10 protein-coding genes are annotated in these 12,296 nt (G+C 63.2%); 4 read left to right on the top strand and 6 right to left on the bottom strand.

Features of this window, described 5'->3' with window-relative positions:
* Positions 1–63: 63 nt before the first annotated feature.
* On the bottom strand, positions 64–2,307 hold the full coding sequence (locus tag ABT375_RS21115) for a TonB-dependent receptor (protein ID WP_416465073.1): 2,244 nt from the start codon (positions 2,305–2,307) through the stop codon (positions 64–66).
* Between the two features lie 90 nt (positions 2,308–2,397).
* Positions 2,398–2,931, bottom strand: a complete 534-nt coding sequence (locus tag ABT375_RS21110; protein WP_261936802.1) for a nuclear transport factor 2 family protein — start codon at positions 2,929–2,931, stop codon at positions 2,398–2,400.
* 121 nt (positions 2,932–3,052) lie between these two features.
* Here ABT375_RS21110 and ABT375_RS21105 point away from each other — a divergent pair, with 121 nt between their 5' ends.
* Genes ABT375_RS21105 through ABT375_RS21095 form a run of 3 tightly spaced genes read left to right on the top strand, consistent with a single transcriptional unit; the run spans position 3,053 to position 5,134 of the window.
* The gene (locus ABT375_RS21105; protein ID WP_416465072.1) at positions 3,053–3,817 is read left to right on the top strand and encodes an SDR family oxidoreductase; all 765 of its coding nucleotides are present in this window, start codon (positions 3,053–3,055) and stop codon (positions 3,815–3,817) included.
* 16 nt (positions 3,818–3,833) lie between these two features.
* Positions 3,834–4,355 (top strand): nuclear transport factor 2 family protein, encoded by a 522-nt coding sequence (locus tag ABT375_RS21100; RefSeq protein WP_416465071.1) that lies wholly within the window; start codon positions 3,834–3,836, stop codon positions 4,353–4,355.
* Between the two features lie 23 nt (positions 4,356–4,378).
* Positions 4,379–5,134 carry a glucose 1-dehydrogenase gene (locus tag ABT375_RS21095; RefSeq protein WP_224549054.1) on the top strand — a complete coding sequence of 252 codons (756 nt, stop codon included), beginning with the start codon at positions 4,379–4,381 and terminating at the stop codon, positions 5,132–5,134.
* A gap of 36 nt (positions 5,135–5,170) precedes the next feature.
* Here ABT375_RS21095 and ABT375_RS21090 read toward each other — a convergent pair whose 3' ends face one another.
* Positions 5,171–5,887: an EthD domain-containing protein gene (locus tag ABT375_RS21090; protein WP_416465070.1), complete on the bottom strand. Its 717-nt coding sequence runs from the start codon at positions 5,885–5,887 to the stop codon at positions 5,171–5,173.
* 6 nt (positions 5,888–5,893) lie between these two features.
* Complete coding sequence (locus ABT375_RS21085) at positions 5,894–6,649, bottom strand: SDR family NAD(P)-dependent oxidoreductase (protein WP_416465069.1); 756 nt, start codon at positions 6,647–6,649, stop codon at positions 5,894–5,896.
* A gap of 172 nt (positions 6,650–6,821) precedes the next feature.
* Between ABT375_RS21085 and ABT375_RS21080 the strand changes: the two genes are divergently transcribed.
* On the top strand, positions 6,822–8,510 hold the full coding sequence (locus ABT375_RS21080; RefSeq protein WP_261936797.1) for an FAD-binding protein: 1,689 nt from the start codon (positions 6,822–6,824) through the stop codon (positions 8,508–8,510).
* A gap of 117 nt (positions 8,511–8,627) precedes the next feature.
* On the opposite strand, the gene ABT375_RS21075 is transcribed toward ABT375_RS21080, so the two are convergent.
* A complete protein-coding gene (locus ABT375_RS21075; RefSeq protein ID WP_261937478.1) occupies positions 8,628–11,171 on the bottom strand; it encodes a TonB-dependent receptor in 2,544 nt (847 codons plus the stop codon).
* A 160-nt stretch (positions 11,172–11,331) separates the two neighbouring features.
* Positions 11,332–12,105 (bottom strand): SDR family NAD(P)-dependent oxidoreductase, encoded by a 774-nt coding sequence (locus ABT375_RS21070; protein ID WP_416465067.1) that lies wholly within the window; start codon positions 12,103–12,105, stop codon positions 11,332–11,334.
* Positions 12,106–12,296: the final 191 nt, after the last annotated feature.

Raw genomic sequence — 12,296 nt, 5'->3', positions numbered from 1 at the left:
GGCTGATCCTCTTGTCCATTCTCCTTCCGATATCGAACCAAGCGCCCCGGAGCGCAAGCGCGATCAGCGCCGCCAGGCAAGGGTGAGGCTGTAGCGGCGCGGCGGCGAATAATAGGCTTCGGTAAAGCCGAAGCTGGTGCTGGCGTCATAGCCTGCGGTGATGATCCGCCGGTTGGTGAGGTTGTCGACCCCCGCCCTCAGAGACAGGCCGCGATCGCTTAGCCGCAGTTCCGCGCTGGCATTGACGATGGCATGATCGGGCTGGCGCAGCAGCGCCGTATTTTCGGCGTCAACGAACACCGCGCTTTTATAGGCGACATCGACGCGAATCAGGCCGTCCAGCCCCTCGCTCAGGGCGGTTTGATAGACGGCGCTGGCATTGGCGGTGATATCCGGCGCCTGCTTCAGGCTGCGGTTGCTGACGTCGGTCGGCACGCCGTTGATGACGGACATATAGCTCAGATATTTGGCGTCAAGCAGGCCGAGCGCACTGGTCAGCGTGAAGTGGCGCGATACCCGGAAATTGCCCTCCAGCTCTATGCCCTGAATACGCGAGCGCCCGGCATTTTCGTTACGGACCACGAGCAGGCCGGAAGTCGGACTGACCGTCGATACTAGGATTTGCTGGTCGCGATAGGCGTTGCGGAACACCGCCAGGTTGATGGTGGCGATCCGGCCGAATCCGGCCTTGATCCCGGCCTCATAGGCGGTCAGATGTTCTGGATCATAGGAGCCGATCTCTTCCAGCGAGGTGGGCCGCCCGTTGAAGCCGCCGGACCGGAAGCCCTTCGAGAAGGAGGCATAGGTCAGCAGGTTCGGCCTGACCTTGTAGGACAGCGACGCGCGGGGCGTGAAAGCGTCCCAGCTCTTTTCCAGCGTGTAGCTGGGTGTGCCCGCCAATAGTGGCTGGTTGGCGTAGATGCGCATCGCCGACTGGGTGAAGCGTTTCTTCTCCCAGGTGTAGCGCGCGCCCAGTTCCAGCGAGAGATTGTCCAATATCTCATAATTGCCGTTGGCGAACAGCGCCAGATTGTCGGTCCGCTGCCGGTTGCGGAAATCGATATTGAAATCCAGCGCGGTCGCGAGCGCCGGGTCGAAGCCGGCGGCGATCAGCCGGGGATAGAGCCCGTCCGCCACGACCAGCCGGGTATTGTCGCGCGTCTTCTCCCGATAGGCGAACGCGCCCAGCAGCAGCGCGCCACGGCCGCCCAGGTCGAGCGACAATTGCAATTCCTGGCTGATCTGGCGGGCCTGTTCGTCATGGATGTCACCCGCATAATTGACCGTGGACGATGCGTCGCCGTCGCGCCCGAACAGGGCGTCGACATGGCGATAGGCGGTGATCGACTTCAGGGTCGCGGGCCCGACATCGGCGGTCAGGGTCAGCGAGCTGTTGAAGGCGTCGGTTTCATCCTTGTTGAGCGCGGGGGTGCTGTCCGTCCGGTCGATATCGCCGGGCACGGTGCAGCAGGGCGCGATGAAAGCGGATTGCAGCCCGGACAGGAAGGTGGGGGTGAAGGCGACCATGCTGTGGGGCGCGCTATGCTGGCGGCGGCGCAATCCATCGGCCTGCAGAAGCGCATCGATCGTCGCGCCCTTATAATGCAGCGCCAGCTTGCCGCCGACGACATTGCGGTTGCCCAGATTGTCGCCCGAGGGGATTTTCTGCCAGCCCTCGCCAAATTCGCCGAGCGCCGCCACGCCCAGCGACCAGCTGTCGGACAGGGGCGTTTCGACATAGGCCCGCGCCCGCACCGTATTGAATGAGCCGTAGCGCAGGTCCGCTTCGACCCGCTGCTCCTGGCCGGGAACCGACGAGACGATGTTGATCGCTCCGCCGACCGTATTCTTGCCGAACAGCGTGCCTTGCGGCCCGCGCAGCACCTCGATCCGGTCGATCCCCAGCAATTCCGTCATCGCGCCGAAGGTGCGGGCGACATAGACGCCGTCGATATAGACGCCGACCGCCGGATCGGAGGTGATGATGAAGTCGTTTTCGCCCACGCCCCGGATGAAGGGAGCGATGCCGCCGCTATTGCCGCCCTGGCCCGGCGTGAACTGGATATTAGGCGCGATCTGGCTGACTTGGGTCACATTGTCGAGGCCGCGGCTGTTCAGCGCGGCGGCATCGACGGCGCTGACCGCGATCGGCACATCCTGCAGCCGCTCCTCGCGGCGGCGGGCGGTCACGACGATGTCGTCGCTGGTTTGGGCGCCGTCGTCGGCGGCGCGCGTGCCGGATTGTGCCAGCGCGGCAGGCGCGAGCAGGGACGCCATGGCTGCTATGGGCAACGCGATCTTCTTCATAATTCTCCCCCAATTATTTTTCTATGTTGCCAGGCGGCTGGGCGGGCGACCGAAGTCCGCGCCATGGGCGTCGCCTGGGTCGTCATGCAGTCAGGCTGCTTCCCATTCGATCAGATGGCTGATGTCGCTGCGTTCGGCCGGCTTGCGGCCGGCGCTGGCCAGATGATGCGCGGTGATCTGCTGCCTGGGATCAAGCGGCGACACCATTTCGATCACCCGGTCATATTCGGTGCTTGCGATATGCCAGCTTCCGGCTTCGCGCCTATACCGGTCGCGATAGATGGCGGTGCCCACCGTATGCAGCGCGTTTTCGACATCGATGAAGATGTCTTCCAGATACCATATGCCCTCGGCCTCATCGTCGCCGGTCAGGGTGATTTCGGGCATATGGCCATGATGCATCGCCATCACGCCCGAATGGAAACTGTTGGCCAGGAAGGCGAGCATATTGTCCCGGCCCGACAGGCGCGCGCGATAGGTGCCGCCGCGATAATCCACGCTGATATCGTCGGTGAAAAGCGACGCCAGCAAGCCCATGTCGGCGGTGTCGATGCCCCGGAAATAACGATGTTTGAGCGTTCGGATATCCTCCATATCGCTGAGCTGCTGAAGCGTGTATGCCATGGGTTCCTCGCCGATTATAAAACGCAAATCTATTATATATCTTTTAAACATACCATATATGCGTATTATGTCACGGAAATATGATGCGCCTTGATCGGGCGGGGCATGGGAGAGGCTAAGCGTGGGACAGGCAAGGGTTGCGATCGTGACGGGCGGGACGCGCGGCATCGGCGCGGCGATCGTGCGGCGGTTGCTGGCGGACGGCTATCGGGTCGCGACCTGCGGACGCACCCCGCCCGACGCGCCGATCGCGGTCGATGGGCGAGAGGCAGAGTTCGATGCCTGTGACATTCGCGAGCAGCCAGCCGTCCAGGCGTGGGTCGATGCCGTGGCGGCCCGTCATGGTCGGCTGGACCTGGTCGTCAACAATGCCGGCGGTTCGCCGCAGGCAGAGGCTGCGAACGCGAGCGCGCGCTTTTCCGAACGCATCCTGCAACTCAACCTGCTGGCCCCGCTGCATGTGTCGCAGGCCGCCTATCCGCATTTGCGCGCGGAGCGGGGATCGATCGTCAATATTGCCAGTGTGTCGGCGGTGCGGCCATCTCCCGACACGGCCATCTATGGCGCAGCGAAGGCGGGGCTGGTCAGCCTGACGACCAGCCTGGCGCAGGAATGGGGGCCGGACGTGCGCGTCAACGCGATCATCGTCGGCCTCATTGAAACCGAACAGTCGGCTATGACCTATGGCAGCGACGCCGCGCAGCAACGGATCGCCGCCTCGCTGCCGCTCGGCCGCATGGGGCGGGGGCAGGATGTGGCCGACGCCGTCGTCTTCCTTGCCTCACCCGCGGCCGCTTATATCAGCGGCGCGCGGCTGGAGGTGCATGGCGGCGGCGAGCGGCCGCTATTCCTGGAAATCGTGAAGCAGGACGCCCGGCAGGGCTGACAGCAGGAGAGTAAGAATGTCGGTCGATCTGGAACAACTCGTAGCGCGCATCGCGGCGCTGGAAGATATGCAGGCCATCCGCCAGTTGAAGGCGCGCTATCTGCGGGCGTGCGATCTCAAGCTGGTGGATGGCGTGCGCGACGCCTTTCTGCCGGGCAAGGTGCGGATCGCCTATCAGAATTTTCCGGTCTTCACCGATCGCGAGGATTTCGTGCGTATCTTCGAGCAGATGGCCTGTCAGGGCGGCGTCTACGACATTCATCACGCCACCAATGCGGACATCAGCCTGATAAGCGATAGCGAAGCGCGCGGGCTATGGTCGTTGAACTTCCGCACCATCCTGCTGTCGACCCGGTCGGTCACGCGCCTCGCGGTGGAATATGAGGATGTCTATCGCAAGCGGGACGGGCGCTGGTGGATCGCGGAATCGGTCAGCCGGGTCACATCCTGCCTTTCGGAGGAAATCGGGGCCGATGGCGCATCGCGCTACATCCTATGGGGCGAAGTTCCGGCCCAGCCGGCCGATGCCGCCGCCTGATCTGTAAAGACAAGGAGAGACGAATGATCGATTATGGCCTTCAGGGCAAGGTGGCGCTGGTCACGGGTGCGGGCGGCGGCATTGGCCGCGCCGCCGCGCTGGCCTTTGCGCGGTCGGGCGCGTCAGTGCTGGTCAGCGACGTGAATGACGAGGGCGGCCGTGCAACGGTGGCCCTCATCGAGGCGCAGGGTGGCAAGGCCGCCTTCCAGCATTGCGATGTGAGCGACAGCGCGCAGGTGAAGGCGATGGTCGCCGCCGCGGTCCACCATTTCGGTCGCCTCGATTGCGCCTTCAACAACGCCGGCATCACCAATATCGCGGCGGACGAATATGACGAAGCCGTGTGGGGCCGGGCGATCGGCATCAATTTGACCGGCGTCATGCTATGTATGCGCGAAGAGGCGGAGGTCATGCTGACGCAGGGCGGCGGCGCGATCGTCAATACGGCTTCGATCAACGGCCTTGTCGGCAATCCCAGCCAGCCCGCCTATGTCGCGTCCAAACATGGTGTCGTCGGCCTGACCCGCCATGGCGCGCTGCGCTGGGCGAAGGCCGGCATTCGCGTCAATGCCGTATGTCCCGGCGTGATCGTCACGCCGATGACCGCGCCGCTGGTCGCCAAGGAGGATATGCGCCAGTTGCTGGATTCCATGACGCCCATGGGGCGGATGGGGCAGGCGGAGGAAGTGGCCGAGGCGGTCGTCTGGCTCTGTTCGGGCGCTGCCAGCTTCGTGACCGGGCATCCGATGGTCGTGGACGGCGGCGCGACCGCGGTCTGACGGGGCGAGGCGGGCTGCAACGCCCGCCTCCTTCATTCAATCCCGTCCGGCGAAGTCGAACTGGCTGGTGGGGATGACGTCGATCCGGCTGAAATCGATGAAGCCAGCGCAGCTTTCCATCATCGCGCTGAGATTTTGCGCGAATTTGGCCTCGTTGCCGACCGCATCGAAGAAAGCATGGGGATCTGTCATCGCCGCGTCCGAAAAGCATTCCTCGACAAAGGCGTCATAGGCAGGCGCGTCGGGAGTCAGCGGCCGGACGATGATGTTCTGGACATATTCGAAATTCGCCTGCGTTTCGATCGCCACCCGCGTATGATGGCCGTGCCAATGGGCGATCGCATCCGCTCGGTCCATGTCTGCGCGGAAGCTGATGAAGCTCGCCTGGCTCCAGCCCGCACAGGCCCGACCTGCTTCCGGTGGATACGCGCTGTTGGTGATGATGGTCGATTCCGCGACCAGCCATGCTGCGAAACGCCCGCTATGTGCGGCCAGCACGGCGTCGATCGCGCCGCGAAACCGCGCATTGGCGGAGGGTAGCCAGAATTGCACGATCGCATCCTGTTGCGGGGCCTGCCATTGCTGGACGAGCGCGGTCGCCGGTTCGACCCGCGCATCACGGATATTGAGCCGGATGCCATGCGCGCCCGTCGCCGCGAGCGCGCCGGGCAGATGCTCCACCAGATAGGCGCCATAGGCCGCGCGCGTTTCGCCCTCGGAGGCCCAGAGGGCGCAGATCAATTTTTCCATCATCGCTCCTCAGCCGAAATTCGCCTGCCCGCCATCCAGCGGGATGGTGGCGCCGGTCAGATAGGCGAGGTCGGCGCTGCAGAGCGCCACGATGGCCCGACCGATATCCTGCTCCAGCCGCCCGACCCGACCCAGCGGTATGGTGCGGAAAAAGGCTTCGGCCTCCTCCGGGTTATGTTCCATCCACCCTTTGAGGCCGGGGGATTCAGCATGGGGGGCGATAGTGAGGACGCGGATATTGTCGCGCCCCCATTCCGATGCCGCCGCGCGGGTCAGCGCGCGTGTCGCCTGCTTGACCGCGCCATAGGCGCCGTAGGTCGCCATGTCCCAGCGGATGCCGGCCGACGAGGTGAAGTTGAAAATGGTGCCGCCGCCGCGCGCCACCATATGGGGACGCGCCAGCTTCATCAGCCGGAAGGAGGCCAGCGGTCCGGATTCAAATCCCGCCATGAAAGCGTCGTCCGAAACATCCACCAGTGGGCCGAGCGGCACCTCCTGCGCATTGTTGACGAGGATGTCGATGCCGCCAAGATCGCGTGCCGCCAGATCCACCGCCGCGGCGAGATCGTCGGCGGATTTGACGTTGCAGGCGATCGGCAGCGCGCGGGCGCCGCGTTCCGCCACAAGCTGCGCCGTTTGCGCCAGCTTCTCCAGCGTCCGCCCGGCCAGGATGATATCGACGCCCTCGCTCGCCAGGGCAAGGGCGATCCCTTGACCGATCCCTTGCCCCGCTCCGATAATCAGTGCAACCTTGCCTTGCAACATGCGTGCGCCTCGCCTCTCTTGGATTCATCGTAGTTTATATGGTCATATGATACGCAAATATTGACTTTATGGCAATATAAGTCGCTATATGCGCTAATTTTGTGGAGAGGGTGGTTTGTGGGCTGAATGTCTGCGGCTTCCGATTCCACGCCCTGATGTGAGACGGACAGGCATGAGCAATTGGGACAAGCAAGTCGATATCCTCGTGGTGGGTTCGGGGGCTGGCGGAATGCTCTCCGCGCTCGTCGCCGCTGCCGACCGGGCGGACGTGCTGATCGTGGAAAAAGCGGCGCTGTGGGGCGGCACTTCCGCCACATCGGGCGCGGGCATCTGGATTCCGGGCAGCGATGTGGCGAAGGCGGCGGGTTTTGAGGATGATCTGGACGACGCCTTCACCTATGTCCGCGGCCTGTCCGCCGACAATGTGCCCGATGCCAATATCCGCGCCTATGTGGACAATGCCGCGCCGATGCTGCGCTGGTTGATGGCCAACACGCCGGTCCAATATATGGCTTTCCCCTATCCCGACTATCATGCCGAAAATCCGGGCGGATCGCCGACAGGCTATCGCACCCATCTGCCCATGCCGCTGGATGGCAAGCCCTTGGGCGCGGCGATCCGCACCCAGCGCTTTCCGTCGCCGGCCGCCAGCCTGTTCGGCTATCTCAACTGGCATTTCACCGAAACCTACCAATTGCTCTATCGCGCCAAGGGCTGGATGCAGAATCTGACTTTCAGCATGGCGCGCTACTGGCTCGACTGGCCCTTCCGGTTCACGTCACGCAAGGACCGGCGGCTGACGCTCGGCAACGCCCTGACCGGCGGCCTGCGCATGGCGCTCGACCGGCGGGGCGTGCCGCTCTGGCTCGACGCGCCGCTCAAGGAACTGGTGCGCGACGGCGATCGGATCGTTGGGGCGGTCATCCAGCGCGACGGCAAGCCCTATCGCATCGCCGTGCGCAAGGGGGTGGTGCTGGCCGCCGGCGGCTTCGACAAGAATCAGGCGATGCGGGAGACCAATGCGCCGCTCTATTCCATTGCGCAATATTCGGGCGGCGTCACCAGCAACACCGGCGACAGCATCGTCGCCGGCCAGGCGATCGGCGCGGACACGATGAATATGCAGTCGGCCTGGGCCGCGCCGGTCTTCTACGTGCCCGGCGAGGATAGAGGGCGGCTTTGCACGATCGAACGGGCGCTGCCGGGTTGCATCATGGTAAACCAGAAAGGCGATCGCTATCTCAACGAAGCGGCTTCCTATCATATTGTGGGCCAGCAGATGGCGCGGCGACAGGCGGCGCATGGCGACGCCGGGCCGAGCTGGATGGTGTTCGACCATCGCTATCGCCATCAATTCCCGATGGGGCCGCTCTATCCGCTTATCCCCGACTGGCTGCATCGCGGCGCGGTGCGTCGCATCCTCAAGAAGGGCGCGACGATCGAGGCATTGGCGGGGCAGATGGGCGTCGATCCCGCGGCCCTCGCGTCGACGGTCACGCGCTTCAACGACAATGCCGGCCGCGGCGAAGATCCCGATTTCCATCGCGGTGAGGCTGCCTATGACAAAATGTATGGCGATCCGCGCCAGGTGCCCAACCCCTGCCTGCGACCGATCGATCAGGGCCCCTTCTATGCCATCCCGATCTATCCGGGTGACATCGGCACCAACGGCGGCCTGCGCACCAATGCGACGGCGCAGGTTCTGGATGAGGCCGGCGCACCGATTGCGGGCCTCTATGCGGTTGGCAACAACGCGGCCTCCGCCATGGGCGAAAGCTATCCGGGGGCAGGCGTGACCATCGGCCCGGCCATGACCTTCGGTTACATCGCGGCCCGGCATATGACGGGCGGCAACAACTGACGAGGAAGGCCGGGGGGAAGATCTCTCCCGGCCATCAGGCGATCCAAAGCAAAGAAAGCCCCGCTTCCTGTCGGAAGCGGGGCATTTTACGCCGGGAGGGTGGCGTAGATCAGGCGATCAGAATTTGGCGCCGATGGTGACGCCATAGGTGCGCGGTTCGGCATAATAGCCGCCGGCAAAGCCCAGCTGCCCATAATCGATGCTGCGCACGAAATCCTTGGCATTGGTCAGGTTCTTGACCCAGAGCTTGACCTCGCCGGCCGCATTGCCCAGCGGAATGCCGTCGATGCCAATCTGGACGTCGACCAAGTCGATGGCATCGCCCTTGATCTGTTCATTGAAGGGCGACCCGATCGAGCTGCTGAAATTATATTTGCCGTCTTCGTGGGTATAGCCGATGCGCCCGCGCAGCGTGGCATTGCCCCAGTTGAGCGGAAATTGGGCATTCAGCGCCGCGTTTGCGGTTAGCGGCGACGTAAAGCCGGGGGTCACGACCGATGCGATATTGACCGGCGGTGCGCCGGGTGTCGGCGACTGACCGGCCAGGAATTCCTTATATTTGATGTCGATATAGCCGATGCTGCCGTCGAGCGAGAAATTATCGCTCAATATCGCCTGGGTTTCGACCTCGACGCCATTATAGACGACCTTGCCGGCATTGATGATCCGGGTGGCGAAGGTGCCCACCGGTGCATTGGTCACCGGGCCTAGGACGGCCAGATCGTCATAGATATTATGATAGGCAGCGACGTTGAAGCGAAGGCGGCGGTCGAACAATTCGCTCTTCAATCCGATTTCGTAGGATGTCACCTTTTCCGGCTTGAAGCTGCCAAGCTGGTTGGTGCCGGTGATCGCAGGGTCCTGCGAATTGAAGCCGCCCGAACGATAGCCGGTGGCGGCGCGGGCGTAGAGATTGATACCGTCGGCCACGTCATAGCCCGCCATCAGGTTCCAGGTGAACTTGCTGAATTTGGCATCGCCCGCTTCCGGCACCGCCAGCGGCGCTGCGCCATTCTGGACGCGCAACATGCGCTTGGCATCCCAGGTGTAGCGGCCGCCGGCGGTCAGGCGCAGGCCGCTGTCCCGTCCACCCGGATAGAAAGTGAACTGACCATAGACGGCCGTGCTTTCCGCCGATGTGGTATAGGCAAGGCGCGCGCGGGTCTGCACCATGCGGTAGCGCGCCGGGTTGGCGGCGGCGAAGGCCGGTCCCAATGGCCCGAAATTGGCAAGGAAGATGCTGTTTGTGTCGAGGATGAAGCCGCTATTCTGGAAACCGTCTTCTGACCCCTTCTCCCAGAAGTAGAAACCGCCCACGACCCAGTCGAGCGTGCTTGTGTCGCCGGAAATCTCGATTTCCTGGCTGAACTGCTTGTGCCGGCGATGATTGTCGATGTCGAACAGGTCTTGCGTAATGCTCGGCACGGCGGCGGCGGCGATGAAAGGCCGGGCTGCGGCCGGGATCGACGGGATGAACTGCAGCAGCGACGCAGGCATCCCGTTGAACAGAGTTGCGTTGGAGAAGGCCGGACCGCTGAACGCGCCGATGCCGTCCAGATCGGTCAGCGTGTCACTGTTCCAGAAGCGATAGCCGGTGGTCGATTTGACCTTGAAGGCATCGAAATCGTTCTGGACCTGCAGATTATGGCCCCAACTCTTGTCGAGCGCATGGCTGAGGACGTTGTTGCACACTTCATGCCGGTAAGTGCGCGAAGGCGCTGCCAGCGCTGCGCAGGCCGGATTGGCGAATGTCGCGCCCGCCAGATATTGGGCGACTGGCGCCTGCTGCGTCTGCACCACCGGCTGACCGTTGACGATGACTGGCGGGCGAGCCGCGCCGTTCGACACATTGGTCAGGATGAAGGGGAGGGGTGTGCCGCTGATCCGGCTCCAGTCGAACATATATTGGATGCTGCCGGTGCCGCCCAGGTCGATGCGAGCCGCGGCCCGGATCGCGTCCGACTTGCGGGCGCCGGGATCTTTGGAATCGCTGGGCTGCAGGATATTGTCGACCAGCCCGTCGCGCTCGCTATGGCTGTAGGCGAAGCTGGTCGAGATGCCGGCGATTGCACCCGGATCGACTACGATCTTGCCGTTCCACGCATTGAAATTGCCATAGCCCGCTTCCGCCTTCAGCCGGAAGGTCGAGGACGGCGCGCGGGAGATGAAATGGATCGCGCCGCCGGTGGTGTTGCGGCCGAACAGCGTGCCCTGCGGACCGCGCAGCACTTCCACCCGCTCGACATCCATGACGGACAGGCCCATGGCGCCGCCGCGTGCAATATAGACGCCATCGACATAAAGGCCGTTGGCCGCATCCACGCCGAAGCTCTCGCTGCCGCCGTTGGAAATGCCGCGCATGGAAAAGACCGCGGCGCTGTTGCTGACCGTGCCCTGGGTGATGACGACGTTCGGGGCAAGGCCGCTCAGGTCGCGCGAATCCTTGATGCCCAGTTGCTCGATCTTCTCCGCGCCGATGGCGCTGATCGCGATCGGCACATCTTGCAGATTCTGCGCGCGCTTCTGTGCCGTCACCACGATCTCGTCGAGACCGGGCGCTGATGGTTCGGCGGCACTCTGTGCGATCGCCTGACCCGCGATCGCCAGGCTGCTCGCGCCGAGCAACAGTTGAAGCGCCGCATGTGCGTAGCCTTTGGGCATCCCATATCTCCCCATCACTTGTTTTCTTAGCCTAGAAATGAACATATGCGTAATTGATGTCAATATAAATTACGCAAAAATGATATTGAGCGACGCTGGATCGCGCGTATCGGCATAATATGAGGCCAAAAATTCCGCTTTCTGCCCTTATCTCGATGGCTTAGGCCGGCATGTAAAGTTGGGCCGCCTTGCCGCCGTCCACCGGCAGCGCGGTGCCGGTGATATAGCTCGCCGCATCGGACAGCATGAACGCGATCGCCTGCGCCAATTCCTCGGGCTGGCCGCCGCGCCGCATCGGAATGGCCTCGGTCGTTCGCGTCGCGACTTCGGGCGCGCGCGCGGTGAACGCCTCGGTGCCTGCGGTCTGCACCTGACCGGGAATGATGGCGTTGACGCGGATTCCCAACGGCGCGCCTTCCATCGCGGCAACGGCCGTGAAATGGATCAGCGCCGCTTTGGACGCCGAATAGCTCGCCATGTTGACGGTGGCGCGGATGCCGCAGGTGGAGGCGATGTTGACGATCGCGCCCTTGCCCGTCGTCGCCATCACCTGCATCGCTGCCTTGGTGCTGACGAAGACGGCATCGGCGTTGACCGCGAAGTCCTTGCGCCAATGGTCCAGCGTCAATCGGCTGATAGGCGCATAATGGGTCGACATCGCGTTATTCACCAGCATGTCGAGCCGGCCATAGCTCGCGGCTACCGTCTCGATCATCGCGGTGAGGGCGACATCATCGGTGACGTCGAGCCGAATCGCTTCGCTCTGTCCCCCATCCGCGTCGATCTGGCTACGCGCGCGATCAAGCAACTCTTGCCGCCGCCCGCAAATCACTACCTGTGCGCCCCGCCGCGCCAACAGTGCGGCCGTCGCCAGGCCGATGCCATCGCTGCCGCCGGTGATGACGGCAATGCGCCCTTTAAAATCATCGGTCATTCGCCATCACCTCTCCATGTGTCGAAGGTCGCCTTGCGCATTTGCGTTTCAGGACGACGTCTCAACGGCGATATGTGAGCATAATGCGGAATTTGTAAATCATAAAAATACGAATACAGCGCCTGAGTGCGCGTCGAATAACTATCAATACGCGCAGAAAATCGTATGTATATGCGGAAATTCGCCGATCG

Source organism: Sphingomonas sp. VDB2, from assembly GCF_047946695.1.
GTDB lineage: Bacteria > Pseudomonadota > Alphaproteobacteria > Sphingomonadales > Sphingomonadaceae > Sphingobium > Sphingobium bisphenolicum.
The sequence above is the reverse complement of the archived record's forward strand: the minus strand, read 5'-3'. Positions and strand labels throughout refer to the sequence as shown.